Annotated in this window: 16 protein-coding genes; 9 read left to right on the forward strand and 7 right to left on the reverse strand. The window is 67.9% G+C overall.

The window, feature by feature from the left end; genetic code table 11:
• Window positions 1-699: 699 nt before the first annotated feature.
• Together ACFXKA_RS16405 and ACFXKA_RS16410 are read left to right on the forward strand one after the other, a co-directional pair.
• A complete protein-coding gene (locus tag ACFXKA_RS16405) occupies window positions 700-2,181 on the forward strand; it encodes a glycoside hydrolase family 5 protein (protein ID WP_379427837.1) in 1,482 nt (493 codons plus the stop codon).
• A gap of 41 nt (window positions 2,182-2,222) precedes the next feature.
• Window positions 2,223-3,155, forward strand: a complete 933-nt coding sequence (locus ACFXKA_RS16410) for a tyrosine-protein phosphatase (RefSeq protein WP_379427838.1) — start codon at window positions 2,223-2,225, stop codon at window positions 3,153-3,155.
• Window positions 3,156-3,345: 190 nt separating this feature from the next.
• Here the strand turns inward: ACFXKA_RS16410 and ACFXKA_RS16415 are convergent, their stop codons facing one another.
• The gene (locus ACFXKA_RS16415; RefSeq protein ID WP_354841735.1) at window positions 3,346-3,888 is read right to left on the reverse strand and encodes an SMI1/KNR4 family protein; all 543 of its coding nucleotides are present in this window, start codon (window positions 3,886-3,888) and stop codon (window positions 3,346-3,348) included.
• A gap of 344 nt (window positions 3,889-4,232) precedes the next feature.
• Between ACFXKA_RS16415 and ACFXKA_RS16420 the strand changes: the two genes are divergently transcribed.
• The 5 genes from ACFXKA_RS16420 to ACFXKA_RS16440 all read left to right on the forward strand — a co-directional run bounded on the left by ACFXKA_RS16420 (window position 4,233) and on the right by ACFXKA_RS16440 (window position 9,664).
• On the forward strand, window positions 4,233-5,183 hold the full coding sequence (locus ACFXKA_RS16420; RefSeq protein WP_379427839.1) for a LysR family transcriptional regulator: 951 nt from the start codon (window positions 4,233-4,235) through the stop codon (window positions 5,181-5,183).
• 87 nt (window positions 5,184-5,270) lie between these two features.
• Entirely contained in the window at window positions 5,271-5,609 is a 339-nt protein-coding gene (locus ACFXKA_RS16425; RefSeq protein ID WP_379427840.1) for a transposase, read from the forward strand.
• Window positions 5,610-6,023: 414 nt separating this feature from the next.
• A complete protein-coding gene (locus ACFXKA_RS16430) occupies window positions 6,024-7,484 on the forward strand; it encodes a flavin-containing monooxygenase (protein WP_379427841.1) in 1,461 nt (486 codons plus the stop codon).
• 100 nt (window positions 7,485-7,584) lie between these two features.
• The gene (locus ACFXKA_RS16435; protein WP_379427842.1) at window positions 7,585-7,917 is read left to right on the forward strand and encodes a transglycosylase family protein; all 333 of its coding nucleotides are present in this window, start codon (window positions 7,585-7,587) and stop codon (window positions 7,915-7,917) included.
• Window positions 7,918-8,182: 265 nt separating this feature from the next.
• Window positions 8,183-9,664, forward strand: a complete 1,482-nt coding sequence (locus tag ACFXKA_RS16440) for an FAD-binding oxidoreductase (protein ID WP_379427843.1) — start codon at window positions 8,183-8,185, stop codon at window positions 9,662-9,664.
• 21 nt (window positions 9,665-9,685) lie between these two features.
• Here ACFXKA_RS16440 and efeB read toward each other — a convergent pair whose 3' ends face one another.
• From efeB to ACFXKA_RS16455, 3 genes are all read right to left on the reverse strand, one after another.
• The gene (efeB, locus tag ACFXKA_RS16445) at window positions 9,686-10,915 is read right to left on the reverse strand and encodes an iron uptake transporter deferrochelatase/peroxidase subunit (RefSeq protein ID WP_379427844.1); all 1,230 of its coding nucleotides are present in this window, start codon (window positions 10,913-10,915) and stop codon (window positions 9,686-9,688) included.
• Window positions 10,916-10,943: 28 nt separating this feature from the next.
• Window positions 10,944-13,034, reverse strand: a complete 2,091-nt coding sequence (efeU, locus tag ACFXKA_RS16450) for an iron uptake transporter permease EfeU (RefSeq protein ID WP_379427845.1) — start codon at window positions 13,032-13,034, stop codon at window positions 10,944-10,946.
• A 107-nt stretch (window positions 13,035-13,141) separates the two neighbouring features.
• Entirely contained in the window at window positions 13,142-13,645 is a 504-nt protein-coding gene (locus ACFXKA_RS16455) for a GtrA family protein (protein ID WP_379427846.1), read from the reverse strand.
• Window positions 13,646-13,949: 304 nt separating this feature from the next.
• Between ACFXKA_RS16455 and ACFXKA_RS16460 the strand changes: the two genes are divergently transcribed.
• A complete protein-coding gene (locus ACFXKA_RS16460) occupies window positions 13,950-16,148 on the forward strand; it encodes a phosphocholine-specific phospholipase C (protein WP_379427987.1) in 2,199 nt (732 codons plus the stop codon).
• A 47-nt stretch (window positions 16,149-16,195) separates the two neighbouring features.
• Here the strand turns inward: ACFXKA_RS16460 and ACFXKA_RS16465 are convergent, their stop codons facing one another.
• Both ACFXKA_RS16465 and ACFXKA_RS16470 read right to left on the reverse strand, forming a co-directional pair.
• Window positions 16,196-16,948: a hypothetical protein gene (locus ACFXKA_RS16465; protein WP_379427847.1), complete on the reverse strand. Its 753-nt coding sequence runs from the start codon at window positions 16,946-16,948 to the stop codon at window positions 16,196-16,198.
• A gap of 6 nt (window positions 16,949-16,954) precedes the next feature.
• Window positions 16,955-18,403, reverse strand: coding sequence for a lipase maturation factor family protein (locus ACFXKA_RS16470; protein WP_379427848.1), 1,449 nt, complete (start codon window positions 18,401-18,403; stop codon window positions 16,955-16,957).
• A 242-nt stretch (window positions 18,404-18,645) separates the two neighbouring features.
• On the opposite strand from ACFXKA_RS16470, the gene ACFXKA_RS16475 reads away from it, so the two are divergent.
• The gene (locus ACFXKA_RS16475) at window positions 18,646-18,816 is read left to right on the forward strand and encodes a hypothetical protein (protein ID WP_379427849.1); all 171 of its coding nucleotides are present in this window, start codon (window positions 18,646-18,648) and stop codon (window positions 18,814-18,816) included.
• Here the strand turns inward: ACFXKA_RS16475 and ligD are convergent.
• Window positions 18,813-19,778 (reverse strand): non-homologous end-joining DNA ligase, encoded by a 966-nt coding sequence (gene ligD, locus ACFXKA_RS16480; protein WP_379427850.1) that lies wholly within the window; start codon window positions 19,776-19,778, stop codon window positions 18,813-18,815. The genes ACFXKA_RS16475 and ligD overlap by 4 nt on opposite strands.
• Window positions 19,779-19,870: the final 92 nt, after the last annotated feature.

Raw genomic sequence — 19,870 nt, forward strand, 5'->3', positions numbered from 1 at the left:
ATCGAGAAGCACATCGCCCGTTCGAGATTCCTGCACCAGATCTACTCGCCAATCCACCGTTGCAGGCCCGACGGGATCGACAACTCAATCTTGCCGATACACAAGAAGAATCGACTTCTCGAAGTTACAGCCGAGAAGTACGGTTTCCTCACGCGCCGGACCGTACGACACCGGAATTCGCTATGGAGGTGGCGGATTCGGCTCGGTGCGCTCATCGGCTCCAGCGCGTCCTCGACGACCGCGCCGAAGGAGGCCGGCAACCGACTCCCGGCTCCGGCGTCCGCGGCCGTGGTACTCGAAGAACATCACGTCCCATTCCGGCGGAAACCGCCGGCTCATCGCGAAATACGCGGAAGTCGCGCCGCCCGCGTTCGGGAATCCGATCAACCGGATGGTGGGGTGACCGGATATCGGCAGGTGCAGGAATCGGTTGATGACGCCTTCACCTCCGCGGTCGAGCACCGAAGTGGATATCGCTGAGCCGGTGGGGAATTAGAGTGTCCCCTCACTCCGGGAAACGCTAGAGAACAACCGAAGAGAACTTGAATCCGAAATTGCGGGACATTGACAACCCCGTCTTGTCAATCGGCCTGGAACTACTGTTTCCGCTCGGGTCCGGTGGGCCACTAGGTTTTTCGTGCACCCACCGGGCACCGCCCGGAAAAATCGTCGCGATTTCGCCCCATGGAAAGGTTTGACATGCTACGGAGAGGCCGAGTCCTGGCCCCTGCCGCCGCGGCGGCGCTCTTGTTCACCGGCCTTGCGGCTCATCAGGCTCCGGAAGCCTCGGCGGCATCGGACGGATGGACCCTGCCGCAGCTCACCGTGTCGAACGGCGTCATCACCGATGTCACTGGGCGGACGGTGTTGCTGCGCGGCGCGAATGTCAACCAGCTCAACGACTACGCGCAGAACGATCCGGCGCTGCCGACCGTCGCGCCGCTGGATGGCACCGACTTCGCGCAGATGGCGGCCCTCGGCTTCAATGTGGTGCGGCTCAATTTGGCCTGGTCGGCGCTGGAGCCCACGCCGGGCGCGTTCGATCAGAACTATGTGGCCCGCATTCACACCGCGGTCGACGATGCCAAGGCCAACGGCATCTACACCGTGCTGGACATGCACCAGGACGCGTGGGGCAAGGCGGTGGGCACGCCCAAGGGCCAGGGCTGCCCGATCTTCATGCAGCCCGGTCTCGGCTGGGACGGCGCGCCGGCCTGGGCGACCCTCACCGACGGTTGGACGACCTGCAACTTCGGCGGTGTCCGCGAGTCCGCGCCCGCCGTCGCCCGCTCGTTCCAGAACTTCTACGACGACACCCAGGGCATCCAGGGCCATCTCGTCGCCACCTGGGCGAAGCTGGCCGCGGAGTTCAAGGACGAACCCGCCATCGCCGGGTACGACCTGCTCAATGAACCCAATCCCGGTCTGCGCGATCCGTTTTCGGCGGCGGACCAGCTCGGCAAGTACTACCAGCGGGTCATCGCCGCCATTCGGCAGGCCGAGCACGGCAGCCCGCCGCACCTGGCGATCTTCGAGCCCAGCGCCATCTGGTCGGCCCTCGGCATCGACGCCACGCCGCCCGCGCACTACATCACCGATCCGCTGGCGGTGTTCTCCCCGCACCTCTACAGCGAGTCCATCAATGTGGTGAACGCCTTCCCGACCATCGAGGTGGGCTTCAAGTTCGCCCTGGACGCCGCCGCCAAGTACAAGGTGCCGGTGTGGAGCGGCGAGTGGGGCTGGTTCGGAGATCCGAATTCCGATGCGGCCAAGGTAGATCGGTTCGAGGACCAGTTGAACGCCAATCGCATGGGCGGGGCCTGGTGGTCGTGGAAGCAGGCGTGCGGCGACCCGCACGCGGTGAAGGGCGGCGAGCCGAACCATCCACAGGGCAATCTCAACCCGTTCGCCTGCCCGTCGGGGTCACCGCTCGGCCGGCCCGCCGGATACGCCCGGCCGCTGTCGCGCGCCTACCCGCGCGCGGTACCGGGGTCCCTGACCGCGGTCAACGCTACCGGCTTCACCGGCAGCGGCACCGGACGCATCGAAGCCTGGTACCCCGGTGCCACACGCCCGAGTGTGCAGTCCACCAATGTTTCCGACCTCACCTTCACCCAGGTGCCGGGCGGCTGGCAGCTGACTGGGAACACCGTCGGCTCCTACTCGATCAAGCAGTCCTGATGGACTCGAATCTCGTTATCCCCCACTGTAAGTAGGTCACCATGTCCCCTCGCAAGACCCGTCGCGTCGATGCCGCCGCAGTGGCGCTCGCCGGAATGATCGTGCTCGGCGCGGCCTTGGCCGACGCCCCGGCGTCGGCGCAACCCGCCGATATCGCGTCCGGATCCGGTTCCGGCTCGGGAAGTCTCGGTTCGTCGGGCTCTTCCGATTCCGGATCCGGCGCGGCGAACGACCCGGTGTCGACCCTGCCCGCACCGGCCTCGACCACCATCCGGCTCGACGGTGCGGCCAATTTCCGCGATATCGGCGGCTACCGCACCTCCGACGGGCACACGGTCCGCACCGGCGTCGCCTTCCGCTCCAACCGACTGGCCGGACTCACCGACGCCGACCTGGTCAAGCTGGCCACGGCCGGGGTCACGCTGGATGTGGACCTGCGTGCCGGCTCCGAACGCAGCAGCGCGCCCGATCGGGTGCCGACCGGCGCACAGTACAAGGTCGCCGACGTGATCAGCTTCGACAGCGGTATCTCGTTCCACGAGTTCCCGCCGATCACCCTGGGGCGCGGTGTGATCGACGGTGTGGTCAACGGCTCCGCCAGCCTGGTCCAGTCGATCGACTATCCGTTCATGGTCAACTTCCACGGCGCGGACGTCGCCTTCGGCACCCTGCTGCGCTCCATCGCCGGAAACAGCGGCGCGACGGTGTACCACTGCACGGACGGCAAGGACCGCACCGGCTGGGCCACCGCGGTCCTGCTCACCCTGCTCGGTGTGCCCCGGGATGTGGTGAACGCCGACTATCTGGCGAGCAATGCCGAACTCGGAAACCCGCAGGCGGTCCAATTGTCCTGGCTGGAAGCGGCTTTCGGCGAGGTCGACCGGCTCTACGGCAGCGTCGACAAGTACGTGCGCGACGGGCTCGGCCTGGATCAGTCCACTATCGACGCGCTGCGCGCCAAGCTCCTGGCCTGATGCTCGCGACGTAACCACAAGAATTGTTTGCGAACAATCCGGAACTCGTGATTTCTCCCGCATTCCGATAACTTCCAGTATTTCCCACGTGAGCCAAATAGCTCACCGACTCCGGCAGTAGCAGCCTCACCTCCCCGCTCGGCGGTCTCGGCTCGAGCAAGTAGTGCCGGACCGCCGAAACCGATGGCGGTCAGCGCAGACATCGGCGGTCCGCGATCTCCTCGTTCAACGCGTAGGAGATCGCGGCCGCTTCGTGCTCGGCCCAGACGCCGAAGTCGGGGTAGCGGAGGTCGATTCCGGCCGCGCAGTCCCAACACGGACTCGCGCCATACTCCGGCCGCATCGGGAACATCATCACGATGAATCGCGGTGAGAACATGGTTTTCCCAACGAGCACACGGCGATACCCATCGGGCACGACGAGCACGCCCGAAGCGTCGGTGCCGAAATACGCCTCGGCGAATGCCGAATCCCGACGCCATTTCTCACCCGCGGCGAGATCACCGACGCCGAAGAGTTGGATCGTCCCGAACCGTGACCATCCGTCGCAAACCAACAGGAACTCACGGAACTCGGCATCGAAGCACACGCCCAGCCGTCGCTCGGCCGCCGCGATCGCGGCCTCGGAGGCGGGCGGATTGGGCGGCATGGACAGGCCCGGCTCGCCGAAGCGCTCTGCGGCCCCGTATTGGGTTGCGTACAGCGAGCCCACCAGGGCGTTCCAATTCGTCATCGATTCCTGTCGCCGGGGACGATTTCGATCGCGAAAGTGTCGGCACCGCTGGCTGTCCCCGGCTCCTCGCTACGGTTGCCAACGGCGCCGACATTGCCTCAGCACCAGTGAGGCGGTGCGAGCCTGGAGGGAAGCGGGCTCGCACGTTATCGCGTTGTCGGAGCGGCATGGGAAGGGACTACTTCCGGTCTCCCGGTCACGACGAACGCTCTGGAAACGCTAGAGCACCGGACAGGCGAAGAGAAATCATTGTTCGTGGACTGTTCACAAGCCCCATTTGTCAATCGGTCCGCTTTTCGGGAAAAAGTTCTGTCCGGAACCGTCGTCCACCTAGACTGCGCGACATGGAAGTTCACACCCGTCAGTTGCAATACTTCATCGCAGTTGCGGAGGAGCTGAGTTTCACTCGTGCGGCGCAGCGATTGCATGTCTCGCAACAGGGGTTGAGCACTCAGATCAAGCAGCTCGAGCAGGCGATGGACGTGGTGTTGTTCTCCCGGACCACCCGCAATGTCGAACTGACCGCCGCCGGCGCGGTGTTCCTGCAGGATATCCGCGGCGCGCTGACCGGCCTGGACGTCGCGGTCGAGCGCGCCCGTTCGGTACATCGCGGCGAGCAGGACCGGCTGGTCCTGGGCGCACTGGAGGGCGCGGCACTGACCCTGACCGAGCCGATCCTCTCCACCTTCCGCCAGCGCCATCCGGGCATCACCGTCGAGTTGCGCCATTTCACCTATGAGGATCCGTCGGCCGGTCTGGTCACCGGATCGGTGGACGTGGCCTTCGCCCGCCGCCCGTTCGTCGACGACGGCGTCCAGTTCGAGACGTTGTTCGCCGAACCCCTGATGGTGATGCTGCCGACGAACCATCGGCTGGCCGAGCGCACCGAGGTCTTCGCGCACGAGCTACTCGATGAGCCGCTGCTCGGCGCCGCGACCACCGATCCGGTGTGGAATGCGTTCTGGGAGTTGAGCGCCCACCGCGGCGGGGCCCCCGCCACGGTGGTGTCACGTTCGAGTTCACTCCTCGAGGAGCTGCACAAGGTCGCGACGGGCGTCGGCATCGTCCTCACGGTGGCCTGCGCCCGGTGGATTCCTTTTCCGGGGGTGCGCCTGCTCCCCATCGCCGACGTGCCGCCCAACGAGGTGGCCGTCGGCTGGCGCGGCGCGCAGGAATCGGCGCTGGTCCGCTCCTTCGTCGAGGTCGCCCGCTGCATCCGCGACACCTGTCCGGACCTGGTCGCTCAGCTGCAGGAACCCGACTTCACGGATTGCACTGTGCCGCCGCATCTCTGATTGACAACCCGGACTTGTCAATAATCCGAAAATGGTGATTTCTCCGTAGTTCCGTTGTGAGCTAACGTTTCTCGGGATCGACGAGAAATGGGGTCGCCCGTGGCACCACCGAGAAAGTATCCGGACGCGCTGCGGACGCATGCGATCCAACTGTACCGAGAATCGGATCCCAAACCGACTTTTCGAAGAATGGCAGCGGATCTCGGCGTCCATCACGAGGCGCTGCGATTGTGGATTCGCCACGCGGAGCACATGGAAGGGCGTGCCGGGAACGCAATCGGCGCGACCGAGGAGAGCCTTTTCACCGCCATGGCCAAGGAGAACAAGAAACTCCGCAGACGGGTGGCCGACCTCGAACGGATAATCGCCGTATTGCGCACGACCCGGCCCCTTGCCTCCATGGAATTCGGCCGAATCCTGCCCTGACCGAACACAATTCGTCGTTGTCAATGCATCCATAGCAGTGATTTCTCTTCGAACTCCTTGTGCCATCACGTTTTCAACGAGCGCACAAGCAATCCAAACAATTCCGGATCGAAGGAGAAAACAATGGGTTCCCTGGGCAATCTCTCGCTGGACGCCATCCTCCCGGCACTGAAGAACCTGATGAGCACCGGCTCGGCCACTCTCCACAAGACCAACTGACCCATTCCGGGGCGCGGGTTCCGGTTCCGAACTGTGACCGGACCGGACCCGCCCTCGAACCAGCGGAACCGACCCGCACACACAACCGCGCCAGTTCCGCGCTGAGCTGCGACCATCGCCGGCCGATTGACATACCCACCGGTTCCAAATACCGTCAGTATTTGAGTTCCTGAGGTATCCAACAAGGAGGTTGGGATGGGTGCGGCGCGGCAGCCTCGCATCGTGATCATCGGGGCCGGGGTGTCCGGCATCGCGAGTGCGATCACGTTGCAGCGCAATGGGTTCGACGACTTCGTGATCCTGGAGAAGGGGTCCGACGTCGGCGGGGTGTGGCATTGGAACCACTACCCCGGACTGACCTGTGACGTTCCCTCCCAGCTGTACCAGTTCGGGTTCGCGCCGAAGCCGGACTGGTCGCACATCTTCGCACCCGGCCCGGAGATCCAGCGGTATCTCGCCGATGTGGCCGAGCAGTACGGGCTGCGGCCGCATCTGCGGCTGAATTCCGAGGTGGTGGCGGCGACGTTCACCGGGTCCGGGTGGCTCGTCGAGACCGGCGACGGGAGCCGCTACGAGGCAGACTTCGTCATCGCGGCCACTGGAGTACTGCATCATCCGGCGGTGCCGGATCTGCCCGGACTGTCCGAGTTCACCGGCGAGGTGCTGCACACCGCGCGCTGGGACGACAGCGTGGCGACCGCCGGGCGGCGGATCGCGGTCATCGGCACGGGTTCGACCGGCGTGCAGGTGGTTTCGGCGCTGCAGCCGGAAGCCGAGCGCGTCACGCACTTCGTGCGCAGCCCGCAGTGGGTGATCTGGGCTCCGATGCAGATCCCGCAGCCCGCGATCCTCGGTGCGGTGCTGAACCGGCTGCCGCAGGTGAATCGCGCGCTCTACCAGGCAGGCATGACGGGAGCCAGGCTGTTCACCGACGTGGTGACCCGGCCGAGCTGGCGGCGGCGGGCGGTCCAGCAGTACGCCCGGCTGAGCCTGCGTGCGCAGATCCTCCAGCCGGAGCTGCGCGAACAGCTCACCCCCGACTACGAGCCGCTGTGCAAGCGGCAGGTGCTGTCCGGCACCTACTATCGCGCGCTGCGCGCCCGCAATGCCGAGCTGATCACCAAGGCCATCGAGGAGGTGACCCCGACCGGCATCCGCACCGCCGACGGCCGCCACCACGAGCTCGATATGATCGTCCTCGCCACCGGCTTCCGCGCCCACGACTACATGCGGCCGATGAATCTGACCGGTCGCGACGACATCTCGATCGACGATGCCTGGGCGAAGGGCCCACGCGCCTACCGGATGACCGCGATCCCGGGCTTCCCCAACTTCTTCACGGTCCTGGGCCCCCACTCCCCCACCGGCTCCATTCCGCTGCACCACGCCGCCGAGGTGACCGCCCGCTACATCACCCGGTGGATCCAGCGCTGGAGCGCAGGCGAATTCGACACCGTCGAGGTCACCGAGGACGCCACCGCACGGTTCGAGACCGAGGTCTCCGTGGCCATGGGCCCCACGGTCTGGAACACCGGCTGCAACTCCTGGTACTTCACCGAGGGCGGCAGCATCGACCTGCTCCCCTTCGACCGCGCCACCATGGAGTCCATGCTGTCCGAGCCCGACCCGGCCGACTTCCACCTGCAAACCAGCTAATTGCCAGGTCAATACTAAAATATAGAATCCTAGCAAATCTTCAGCTACGATCGGCTGGTTGTCTTTCCCGCGAGTTCGGCTACCAGGGCGGAGATACGCCATGATCGGACAGCACTCGTTTCGAAGACCTGCTCACTTTCTTGCTCTCGCGGTTGGAATCACGGCCTTGACCTGCGGGCCGGCCGCAACCGCACTCGCCGCCGGCTGGCACGACTGGGATGCCGTCGTCCAGTGCGAGGCGGGCGGGGATTGGGGGGCGAACACCGGCAACGGCTACTACGGTGGCCTGCAATTCAGCCAGGGCACCTGGAATGCGTACGGCGGCAGGGGGAATCCCGCCGACGCCAGTCGCGAGGAGCAGATCCGCATCGCGGAACGGATCCTCGCGCACGAGGGTCCCGGGGCGTGGCCCTACTGCGGGTCCTATCTCTGAGGCCACAGCTCCTCCGACTTCACTACCTAGAGCGCAACTTCACGACCTAGAGCGACACGCGGGCAAATTCGGTTACGGTTGCCTGTGAGTTGTCTTAGGCCTAGGTCGAACTCATGCCTCGCCACCCGGGTGGTCGGCACAATTACCTGGCGGCTGTTGAACATCCGCAGGAAATTGCGGCAAACCACACATAGTCGACGTCCCGGGCAGGCGTGCATCTGTTGCCCGCCATGGTTTTCCGGCTAGCACCGAGCCTGGAGGGCACATGCGCAGAGTGAGATCCGTACGGGCGACGGATGCCGGCTTCTCGCGAGGCACATTTCTGTGTGGCGCACTGGGAATCGCCCTGGCCGGGTGGGGATTCACCGGCCTCTCCGATGCCGATCCCGTCTCGGTCGCCTCCGGACCCGGTGCGGCCAAACCGAATTGGAGCAGGCTGGAGCGGCTCATCCGCGGCCGCGTCGTCCGGGTCGGCGACGCCGGCTACGAGATGGCCAGGCAGGTCTTCAACACCCGGTTCGACAGCGAGACACCCACTGCCGTGGTGCAGGTCGCCTCGACCGCCGATGTCGTCTCCGCCATGAGTTTCGCGGCCGAATACCGGCTGCCCGTGGCCGCTCGATCCGGCGGGCACTCCTATGCGGGGGTGTCGACGACGACCGGCGCGATGATCATCGACGTCCGGCAGCTCACCGGCGTGAGTGTTGTCGATGCGGGACAGGCGGTGGTGGGGCCGGGCCACACCCTGTACGACGTCTACCGCGAGCTCGACCGGTCGGATCTGACCATCCCGACCGGTATGTGCCCGGATGTCGGCATCAGCGGACTCGCCCTCGGCGGCGGCCTCGGCTTCGAATCCCGCGCCTACGGCGTCACCTGTGACCGGCTCGCCGGCGCGACGCTCGTGCTGCCCGACGGCACCGTCGCGGAGGTCTCCGAGACCTCCCGCCCGGACCTGCTCTGGGCGCTGCGCGGCGGCGGCCCACTGTTCGGCGTGGTCACCTCGCTGACCTTCGACACCTGCCCCGCGACGCCAAAAGATTTGGTGCGCTTGACCTTTCCCGGCGACAGCGCCGCGCAGGTGATCGCCGGCTGGTCCGCCTGGCTGCAGTCCGCGGACCGCTCCCAGTGGGCCGACGTGAGCATCGACGCCGATGGCAACGGCAGCCTGGACTGCTGGCTGCAGCTGGTCTGCCCGGCCGGGTCCGGCGACCAGGCCGCGGCCGCGCTGACGGATGCGATCGGTCTGCCACCGTCGACCACCGACACGCAGACCCTCGATCACATGGACACCATCATGTATCTGGCGGGCGGCAGCCCCACCTCACCGCGCGCGAGTTTCACCAACGGTTCCGACGTCGTCTCCGAGCTCACCTCCGACGCCATCGCCCGCATCATCGAAGCCCTGACGATCTTCTCGCGCGCCGGCGGCACCGGCTGGGTGCAGATCAACACCCTCGACGGCGCGATCCGCGATACCGCACCCACCGCCACCGCCTTCCCCTGGCGCAACCACGCCGCCCTCGTCGAATGGGGCGCCTACCAACCGATCCCGCACGACACCGCCCAGGCCTGGGTCACCGCCGCCCACCGGCTCTTCGCACCGGTCTCGGTCGGGGCCTATGCCAACTACCTCGAACCCGGCGATCCCCTCAGCCGCTACTACGGCCAGAACTACCCGCGCCTGGCCGCGCTGCGCCGAACCATCGACCCCGGCAACCGGATCCACACCGTGCTGACGGTCTGACCCGGCTCGGGCGGCGACGGATCAGCCCAGCAGCGTGCGGGCGTACCAGTCCTTGGTGTCGGTGACGCCCGGCAGGACGAAGAAGTAGCCGCCGCCGAAGGGCTGGACGTAGTCGGTCAAAGGCTCTCCGGCCAAACGGGTCTGGATGGTTTCGAACTGACGCTGGATGTCCTGCTGGAAGCAGGTGAAGATGTGGCCGGTGGCGAGATTGCCGTTCGGGTCGACGCCGAGGTCGTAGTTGTAGGAGCGGCGCAGCAGCTGCTGGTCGGCGGTGTCGGCGGTGCGGGGATTGGCCAGGCGGATGTGGGCGGTGGCGGGGGTGACGGTGGCGTCGGGATCGGCGGCGTAGTTGGGGACGTCGAATTCCTTGGTGCCGTCCAGGGGTGCGCCGGATTCGCGGCGGCGGCCGAACATGTTCTCCTGCTCCGCGATCGAGACGCGGTCCCAGAACTCCACCAGCATGCGGATGAGGCGGACCACCTGATAGGTGCCGCCCCGGGTCCACGCGGGCTCGTCGGGGCTGTCGGCCCAGATCAGAGCGGCGGCGTCGGAACCGGTCGGGTTGGCGGTGCCGTCCTTGAAGCCGAGCAGATTGCGGCCGGTGCCGGACGGCCGCGGCGGGGAGTTGTAACCCTGGATCTTCCAGCGCAATTGGATCCCGCCACGGGTGTGGCGGGTGAGGTCGCGGATGGCGTGGTGGATGGTGTCGGGGTTGTGGGCGCACAGCTGCAGCAGCAGATCACCGTGCATCCACGCCGCTTCCGGGGAGTCGTCGGGGAAGACCCGCATCGGCGTCAGGTGCGCGGGCTTCCGGGAAGCCAGCCCGTACCGCTGATCGAACAGGCTCGCACCGACACCGGTGGTGACGGTCAGGCCGTCGGCCGGGATATCGGGCCCCAGGACGGCGCTGTCGGCGGGCGGGTGGCTCGGACCCAGATCCGGCGGCGGGCCACCGGCGGTGAGGGCGCGGGCGCGCTCGGTGAGCGTCTTCATCAGGTCGGCGAGTTCGGCGCGGTTGGCGGCGGTCACGTCGAATGCGGCGAAACAGGAGGCATTCTGGCGATCGGCCGGAGCCGGGGTGAGAATGCCCGCCTGATGCGCGCCGTGGAACGGGTAGGCCGGTGTGGTCGTGGCCTGCCCGCCCGCGGCGGCGTCCACGCGGGCGCCCTCGACGAGAACGCCTGCGGTCAGGGCGGTTCCGGCGGCGCCCGCGGCGGCGCCGGAGAGGAAGCGGCGGCGGCTGACAGTCATGGTGATGGCCTCGGTCCTTCGTAGAGAGTCAGTTCGCTTTGGTTTCCAGCAGCCGCGGCACCCGGTCCAGTGTTTCCAGGGCGGCGCCGATCGCGGCGAGCACCGCCTGCCGGGTCGCCTGCGGCGTCTGCGCGGGCGTGCGCCAGTGGCCGTTGTCCTGGGTGGCCAGCAGGGCAGCGCGCAGCCGGTCCAGTTTGGTCCCGAGGTCGGGGCGCAGCTGCGGGTCACGCTCGTCCAGCGGGACGGCGAGCTGATCCAGGACGGTGCGGGTGACCTCGACATCGGCCAGCGTCGCCGGATAGGCCGCGCCCGCACCCTGATCGTCCAGGCCCGAAAGGTGGTCGCGCAGTGCGTCTTCCAGAATCTCGTGGGCGCGCACCGGCAGGGTGGCGGGATCACCGGCGATATCGGTGCTGGTCAGCTTGTCCCCGATCGCGGCGATATCCGCGGTGAGCTTGTCGACCACGGGCAGCAGCTGATCCGGGCCCTGGCCGTGCCAGAGGCCGTATTCGAGGCGGTGCAGGCCGGTGAATCCCGGATCGTTGACGCCGTCCGGCAGACCGCCGGGCAGCCCGTCGACCGCGGTCCCCGCCTCGCCGAAGCTGTTGTACGACGCGCCGACCCGCTCCCACTCCTGCAGCGCGAGCAGCCAATCGGCCTGCGCGGCGGGGATATTGCGCGCCCGCAGATCCCGGCCGACCGTGCCGACGGCACCGGTCAGACGGGTCAGCACGCCCCGCACGTACGCCTGGTAGGCCTCGTTCGGCCCGTGCAGTTCGCTGGCCCGCGCGGGTTTGAAGGCCGGCGGCGCGTCCGTCTGCGGACCGGTGGCCTGAACGCGCGGCGAGGACAGCGACGGGCGGCCCGACATCAGGCAGACAATGGTGTAGCTGCCCGAATTCAGGGTCGCGGTCAGCTCGGCGGTGGTGCCGGGACCGATGTTCTCGATCTCACCGGCCACCGCGCCGTCCGCGTCGACCAGATCGATCTCGCCGGACTTGCCGGACGTATTGTGCACCGCGATGGTCTGGGTGCCGGTGTGCGCCGAGGTCCATTCCGGCGCACAGGCATCCGCCGTCACGGTGACCGTGCGCGCGGTGTTCGAGCCGCCCGAGGGCAGCAGGGCGATGGCGGTGCCGGCCGCCAGCACCGGGACCAGCACCAGGGTCGCGCCGACCAGCACCGGACGCGGACCGGCGATCCGCTCCCACCAATCCGCGTGCGCGGGCTCGGTTTCCGGCTTCTTGTCGGTGGGCTCGGTTTCCGGCTTCGCCACCGGCTCGGCCTCGGTCGCGGGGGTGCGGCCCGCCCGGACGAACAGCGGAATCACGGTGGCCAGGTAGGCGATCCACGCCACCACCTGCAGCACCGTCATCCTCGGCGACAGGTTGGTGATGCCGGTGATGATCGAGACCCACCACGAGTTCGGGTCGACGTGCGCGGTCAGGTCGAACGCGATCCAGCGCGCGCCCGGCAGCCAGCCCGCCTCCTGCAGGTCACCGAGGCCGTAGGCGAGCACGCCCGCGGCGATGATGATGAGCAGCACGGCGGTCCGGTTGAAGAAGACACCGAGGTTCAGCCGTACCGCACGCCGGAACAGCAACCAGCACAGCGCGATCGCGATACCCAGTCCGAGGGCCGCGCCGACCAGCGGAGCGGCTGTCGATCCCGCCGCCTTGATGGCCGTCCATACGAACAGCGTGGTCTCCAGGCCCTCGCGCCCGACGGCCAGGAACGCCGTCACCGCGAGCACGCCCGCGCCCAGCCCCGCGGCCCGCGCGACCTCACCGCGCAGGTGTCCCGACAGCGAGGCCCCGGTGCGCCGCATCCAGAAGATCATCGCGGTGACCAGGGCCACGGCCAGCACGCTCAGCACGCCCGCGACCGCGGCCCGGGCCGAACTGGTCAGTGCGGCAGTCGAATACGTCAGCACGGCGGCGAAACTCCCGGCCACCGAGATCGCGCCGAGCACACCCAGCCAGACCGGCGTGGTCGAGACCGGGCGTTCAGGTGTGGACAGCCGGCGCACGGCGGCCAGCAGGATGGTCACCACGAGCCCCGCCTCCAGGCCCTCCCGCAGGCAGATCAGCAGATTCGGCACAGCCTCGGCAACACTCACGGGTGCCAAGGTAAGCCATACCTATATGCCCGTCCAGCCCGCCCCCGTCCAGCCCCGCTGACCCGTCCTCGCTGGTAGCGCTGGTGGCCGGGTATCGCACACGCGCGCTAACGACGCGAGCGGCCGCTGGTCGGTGACCAGGTCCGGAAGACGAGCAGCCGCATCGACGTGTACATGAACAAACCCTCGCCGAGACCGCCCAGGATGCGGGCGATCCGGTAGTCGATGCCGAGGGCGGCCACACCGCTGGTCACGCCGAGGATGAACACCAGGTAGTTCACCGCGACGACCACGACATAGACGGCGACCTGCGGACCGACCGCGGCGTGCGACTCGAAGTTGAGGGTCCGATTCAGCAGATAGCTCGCGCCGAATGCCGTGCAATAGGCCACGGTCACCGCGATCGGCAGCGCCAGGCCCGCGACCCCGTGCAGGGCGGTCAGCACCACCAGATCCAGGGTGAAGGTGAACCCGCTCACCAGCAGATAGCCGACGAAGGTCGGGGCCACGAACCGGCCCAGCCCGAACGGCAGCCGCGCCACCACCCGGTCGCACACCAGGTGGAACCAGCGCACCGCGCGCGCCGGCCGCGTCTGTGTCTCCGTCCGCACGCGACCACCGTGGCACCTCTACATGACCCCGGGGTGATCATCCGACCAACTTCATGGGGCCGATTTTTCCGCTACCGGCACCCCCACTATCCGCGCTTATAGCGAAAAGCGCTGGCCAGGACACGTTTTGGACGCTGCGGACCGGCGGGCGTGCCGGTAGCGTCTGCGGCGCCGCGATGGCTGGGGACAGACGACGGATCGGAGATTTCTGATGGGGCGTGGATTCGCCAGGACGAATCGGCGAACGGTGCTGGGGTCGATGCTGGCCGCGGGCGCGGCGGGGGTGACCGGGCTGCCGGAGGGCATGGCGGAGGCACTGGCGGAGCCGGGGCGCTCGGGTTCGTTGGATCAGGTTCAGCACGTGGTGATCCTGATGCAGGAGAACCGCTCGTTCGATCACTACTTCGGAACCATGAGCGGCGTCCGGGGTTTCGGTGACAAGCGCGCCGTCAGGCTGCCCGCCGGCGGCTACGACCCGATCCTGCAGGCGGCCATGGACACCGTCCTCGCCGGCGGACCCGGGACCGATCTGGGCAGTGGGTCGGCGGGCACCGGGAGTGCCAGTGGATCGGCGAGTGGTTCGGGCAGCGGATCGGGCAGCGGGAGCAGCAGCGGATCGGCGGGCGGCGACAACCGGGACGCGTTCCATCAGCCGGATGCGTTCAGCAGCACCGGATTCCTGCTGCCCTGGCACGTCGACACCAGCCGGGTGGACGGGCAGGATCTCGGCGATCTGGCGCACGACTGGAACACCACGCACATGGCGTGGGCCGATGGCGCCTACCACTCCTGGATCGCGGCCAAGTCCAAGATGACCATGGGCTACTTCACCGAGGCCGACATTCCCTTCCACCGCGCACTGGCCTCCGCGTTCACCATCTGCGATCACTACTTCTGTTCGATCCAGGGACCCACCACCCCGAATCGGCTGTTCCACTGGACCGGCACCATCGACGCCGCCGGCCGGGCGGGCGGACCCGCCGTGTCCAATCCCCCGGACTATCGGCCCGTGTACACCTGGACCACCTATCCGGAACGCCTGCAGCAGGCCGGAATCTCGTGGCAGGTGTACGCCGACTCGCACAGCGGTGGCGACTTCCTCGCCGACTTCGGCGACAATCCGCTGTGGCTGTTCCGCGCGTATCACGACGCGGCGGCCTCGTCCGATCCCGCGGTCCGCCAGCTGGCCGATCGCGCCAAGGTGACCACGACCGGCATGACGCCCGCACCGGCCGGCACCGACGGCACCAATGTCGATTACGTGCTGCAGCAGTTCATTTCCGATTGCGCCGCCGGCACCCTGCCGCAGGTGTCCTGGGTGGTCGCGCCCGCCGGCTACTCCGAGCACCCGGCCTACCGTCCCGCCGACGGCGCCGCCTACATCCAGCGCGTCCTGCAGGCCCTGTGGGACAACCCGAAACTGTGGGAGTCGACGGTCCTGCTCGTCAATTACGACGAGAACGACGGCTTCTTCGACCACGTAGTGCCGCCGACCGCGCCACCCGGCACCACCGATGAGATCCTGCCGTCGCTGGAGATCACCGGCACCGACCTGAATTCCGGCTCGGCGACGCTCGGGCTCGCCTCGGGCTCCGCGACCATGGACACCCTGATCAGCCGGGCCGGGGCGCTGCTGGGCGGGCAGTCGCCGATCGGCCTGGGACCACGGGTACCGATGCTGGTCATCTCACCGTGGAGCCGCGGCGGCTACGTGAATTCCCAAGTGTTCGATCACACTTCGGTGCTGCGCTTCCTGGAGCAGTGGACCGGCGTCGTCGAACCCAATATCTCGGCCTGGCGGCGCGCGGTGTGCGGCGACCTCACCAGCTGCTTCGATTTCGGCAGACGCGACACCAGTATTCCCACCCTGCCCGACGCCAATGCCGAGCGCGCCCGCGCGGCCGGTCAGAAGAACCTGCCCAAGCCGACCCCGCCCTCCCCCGCCGGACAGCAGATGCCGGTCCAGGACGCGGGCCGCGCCAAGGCCCGGCCGCTGCCCTATCAGCCGGTCGCCTGGGTGGAGGTCGCCGGGAACGCCGCGACGGCCAGGTACGGCAATCAGGGCACGGTGGCCATGCCGTTCCAAACCTTTGCCTACCACGACAATTCGATCCGGCAGACCGTGGTTGCCCCGGGCGGCAGCGCCCAGGAGCGATTCCAGCTCGGCGGCTCCTACGACTTCGCGATCCACGCCCCCAACGGATTCCTCGTCGAGGCCGCGGGCACCGCCGATACCGCGGCGCTCACCGCCACCGCCGCCGTCGGTGACACCGCCGATCAGCCCACTTTCGTTGTCACCGTGATCAATTCCGGCACTTCGGCACTGACGGTCCAGGTGAGCGGCGGTTCCCCGGCCACGATCGACGCCGGATCCAAACGCGATATCACCGCCCCGCTCGACCAGGGCTGGTACGACCTGACGCTCAGCCTCTCCGGAAACTCCAACTGGCGCAGGCATTTCGCCGGTCACCTGGAGAACGGCAGCGCGAGCAGCACCGCGTAGTCGCAGCACGGCCTTCGGATCGGGCCTTCCGGATCCGAAGGCCGGCTTCAGGATTCGAACGCCGCGGCGCGCCAGCCAGGAAGGGCGTCGGGGTTGGCTCGCAGGTATTTGAGGGATTGCTTCATGTAGACACGGGGGTTGGTATCGAGGTGGGCCGACCAGGCGGGGCGCGGGTCGCCGCGCATGACCGTCCAGCAGGCCAGGGCGTAGCCGTACATGGGCTGGGAGAGGTAGCCCAGGCGCTGGGAGCGCCAGCCGCGGCTGTTCTGCGAGAACTGGAAGGCCGCATTGGCATTGAAGACGCCGAGGCCGAGGTAGACCGTGGCCAGATCGGTGAGTTGTTCGCCGTCGTGCCGGTCCGGTGCGATGCGCTGCTCACCGAGCAGTCGCTCGTGGGCGAGTTCGTGGGCGACGGTCGCCACCAGCGTGACCGGTGAGCGCAGCCGCGCCAGTTCGAGCGTCACCACCGCCCGCCCGTGCTCGAGCCGGTAGTGCCCGGCCTCGCCGCGGGCCGCGCCCTCCAGCTGCATGAGCTGGTCGGGCGGCGCCGCACCGGCCGGATCGAGTTCCACGACAATGCGATCCCGCCCAACCCCCATGTACCGGACCACCCGCTCCACGACCGCGAGCACCTGCGATTCGGCGCCCGAGTAGGTGTCCGGGAAGTAGTCGGAGGTCGGGAGGATGACGGGGGTGCGCAACGTCCTGGTACCGAATTGGGTGGCGCACCAGGACAGCATCTCCTCGACCCAGAGCCGTTCCACCTCCCCCACCGGGCAGCGCGGCCTGAAGAAACCCATGCCGCATTATGTCCGGGTCACGCGCGAGATGCGCGGCGAGAACATCGGCGGCGCGTATTCGCCGACCAGGGTACGAACCCACCAGGCGTGGGTCTCCAGCAGTTCACGGGGACTGGTGAAGCGGTACTCGTAGAGCCGGGCGCGGATGTAACGGGGCGGGACGTCCGGGAAGGGATTGCGGCGCAGCAGGCGCAGGGTGGCGGGGTCGTTGCGCAGCAGGCGCTGGAGGAGACCGTCGAACCACGGCCGGGCATAGCTGGACGAGTGGGCCGCGAACCACATGAGCCAGTCCAGGCGCAGGTGGTACGGGGCCCACTGGCGGGGCAGCCGACGGGGGTCGCCGGGCTTGCCCTTGAATTCGTATTCGCGCCAGTGGGTGTGGGCGGTGAGCGCGACTTCGTCGGTGCCCTCGACGACCACCTCGTAGCGGATGCGGTCTACGACGCCGAACGCGCCGAACGTGTTGATCAGATGGAAAGGATTGTAGGACTGGTTCATTCGCTGATGACTCGACAGCATATTGCGGACCGGCAGGTAGCTGAGCACCACGGTGCAGGCCACGAAGACGAATACCGGCACCGTGAACCAGAGCGGCGAGTCCGGCAGAGCCGGTGCCGCGGGTATCGGAAACACCTTTGCCACCGCGGAATCGGAGACGGCGGACCAGGCGAGCACGATGACCAGCCAGTTGAGGAAGGCGAAGTTGCCCGACAGCACCAGCCACAGCTGCGTGACGATGATGATTCCGGCGGCCACGCTCGCGATCGGCTGTGGCGCGAAGAGCCCGAAGGGCACCACCAACTGCGCAACGTGATTGGCCCCCGCCTCGATCCGGTGCAGCGGCCGCGGTAGCTGATGGAAGAACCAGCTCAGCGGGCCGGGCATGGGCTGGGTCTCGTGGTGGTAGTAGAGGCAGGTCAGATCCCGCCAGCAACTGTCACCGCGCAATTTGATCAGTCCCGCCCCGAACTCCACCCGGAACACCAGCCACCGGGCCAGCCACACCACCAGCACCGGCGGGGCCACCCGGTCGTTGCCGAGGAACGCGACCAGGAAACCGGCCTCCAGCAGCAGCGACTCCCACCCGAACGAATACCAGACCTGCCCCACATTGACGATCGACAGGTACAGCACCCACACCAGCAGCCACACCACCACGGCCGCCCACAGCGGCAGCAGATCCGCGACCCCGGCCACCAGGGCCGCGGACACCGCCGCCCCGCTCCAGGCCACCGTCGCGTAGAACCGGTCGGTGTAGTGCAGCTGAAAGATGCTCGGCGCCACCCGGAACGGTCGCCGCGCCACGAACCGCGGTACCGGCAGCATGCCGTGTTCCCCGGTCAGCGCCCGGAACTGCCGGGCCGCCGCCACGAACGCGATCAGATAGATGGCCGCGATCCCGCGCTCGATCACCTGCCGCGCGAACCAGTATTCCGGTGCGATGAACCACTCCATCCCGCGCCTCCTGCGCCGGCCGTGTCACCTCGGGCACTCAGTCCGTCCACTTGGAAGCGTACTCACCCCGCGCGCACCGGCCCGGTTCGCTGACCCGGGTGGCCGTTGACTCCCCGCCCGCCAACAGCCGCGGGAGCAGCCGCTGCGCGGGCCGGACGCGGACCCCACTGCACGGTTCACTCCTCCGCGGCCGGACGGGTCTGTCCGTCGGGTGTTCGGCGGACACCGCGGCGTCCGCCGGGATGCCATGCCGGCTCGAATCCGGTTCGGTACGTGACCGGGTGCTGCGCGAAGCCGACCCCACCCACGCCGCGGTCGCGCAGGAGGCGACGTGGCCGGCCATCCGCTTCCGGCACGCCGCCTGCCTGCTGCTCACCGTGGTCCATCTGACCGGCGGAACCGACGCGCTCTAGTCGCCGCCGTCCTCGTCGAGGTCGACGTCGATCCGATCGCGGTCGGCCCACTCCAGCAGCGGTTCGATGTCGAACACCGCCTCGTCGATGCCGGCGTGCAGGTCGCCGAGTTCGGCGTAGCGCGCGGGCACGGTCTTCATGGTGAAGTCGCCGGGGTGCACCTCGGGAATCTCGTTCCAGCGCACCGGAGTCGACACCGTCGCCTCGGGCACGCCGCGCACCGAGTACGCCGCGGCGATGGTGTGGTCACGCGCGTTCTGGTTGTAGTCCACGAACAGCTGGGCCGGGTCGCGGTCCTTGCGCCACCAGGCGGTGGTGACGTCCGCGGGCGCGCGCCGCTCCACCTCGCGGGCGAAGGCCAGCGCGGCCCGGCGCACCTCCTGGAATCCGAAGCGGGGCGCGATGCGGACGTACACGTGTAATCCCTTGCCGCCGGAGGTTTTCGGCCAGCCGACCGCACCCAGCTCGTCGAGCACCTCGTGCACGACCCCGGCCACCCGCTGCACCCGCGACCACGGGCAGTCCGGCATGGGGTCGAGGTCGATACGCCATTCGTCGGGTAGTTCGGTATCGAAGCGGCGCGAGTTCCAGGGATGGAACTCGACGGTCGACATCTGCACCGCCCAGATCACGTCGGCGACCTTCTCGACACAGAGTTCGTCGGCGGTGCGGCCGTAGCGCGGGAAGTACAGCTGGACAGTCGGAATCCAGTCCGGCGCACCGCCGGGCAATCGTTTCTGGTGGACCTTGCCGCCGGGCAGGCCCTTCGGGAAGCGGTGCAGCATGCACGGCCGGTCCCGTAAGGCGTTGACGATCCCGTCGCCGACGCTCAGGTAGTACTGCACCAGGTCGAGCTTGGTCGCCCCGGTCTCCGGGAAGTACACCCGATCCGGATTGGACACGCGCACCGTGTGTTCGCCGACCGGCACCTCGATCGCCGGTGCGGCTGACTTGCTGGCCACCCGTCCGACGGTAACCGGCCTTCCGGTCATCCGCGACCGGCTCGCCGCGAACCACACACCGAACTAGAACACGTTATAGTTCACCTCGCTGG

The sequence above is a fragment of the Nocardia sp. NPDC059228 genome (genome assembly GCF_042754245.1).
GTDB lineage: Bacteria > Actinomycetota > Actinomycetes > Mycobacteriales > Mycobacteriaceae > Nocardia.

What these genes read in the sequence shown, in the direction of transcription:
- ACFXKA_RS16405 (WP_379427837.1), top strand. Translation starts at nt 700, where the DNA reads ATGCTACGGAGAGGCCGAGTCCTGGCCCCTGCCGCCGCGGCGGCGCTC.
- ACFXKA_RS16410 (WP_379427838.1), top strand. Translation starts at nt 2,223, where the DNA reads ATGTCCCCTCGCAAGACCCGTCGCGTCGATGCCGCCGCAGTGGCGCTC.
- ACFXKA_RS16415 (WP_354841735.1), bottom strand. Translation starts at nt 3,888, where the DNA reads ATGACGAATTGGAACGCCCTGGTGGGCTCGCTGTACGCAACCCAATAC.
- ACFXKA_RS16420 (WP_379427839.1), top strand. Translation starts at nt 4,233, where the DNA reads ATGGAAGTTCACACCCGTCAGTTGCAATACTTCATCGCAGTTGCGGAG.
- ACFXKA_RS16425 (WP_379427840.1), top strand. Translation starts at nt 5,271, where the DNA reads ATGGGGTCGCCCGTGGCACCACCGAGAAAGTATCCGGACGCGCTGCGG.
- ACFXKA_RS16430 (WP_379427841.1), top strand. Translation starts at nt 6,024, where the DNA reads ATGGGTGCGGCGCGGCAGCCTCGCATCGTGATCATCGGGGCCGGGGTG.
- ACFXKA_RS16435 (WP_379427842.1), top strand. Translation starts at nt 7,585, where the DNA reads ATGATCGGACAGCACTCGTTTCGAAGACCTGCTCACTTTCTTGCTCTC.
- ACFXKA_RS16440 (WP_379427843.1), top strand. Translation starts at nt 8,183, where the DNA reads ATGCGCAGAGTGAGATCCGTACGGGCGACGGATGCCGGCTTCTCGCGA.
- efeB (WP_379427844.1), bottom strand. Translation starts at nt 10,915, where the DNA reads ATGACTGTCAGCCGCCGCCGCTTCCTCTCCGGCGCCGCCGCGGGCGCC.
- ACFXKA_RS16460 (WP_379427987.1), top strand. Translation starts at nt 13,950, where the DNA reads ATGGCGGAGGCACTGGCGGAGCCGGGGCGCTCGGGTTCGTTGGATCAG.
- ACFXKA_RS16465 (WP_379427847.1), bottom strand. Translation starts at nt 16,948, where the DNA reads ATGGGTTTCTTCAGGCCGCGCTGCCCGGTGGGGGAGGTGGAACGGCTC.
- ACFXKA_RS16470 (WP_379427848.1), bottom strand. Translation starts at nt 18,403, where the DNA reads ATGGAGTGGTTCATCGCACCGGAATACTGGTTCGCGCGGCAGGTGATC.
- ACFXKA_RS16475 (WP_379427849.1), top strand. Translation starts at nt 18,646, where the DNA reads ATGCCATGCCGGCTCGAATCCGGTTCGGTACGTGACCGGGTGCTGCGC.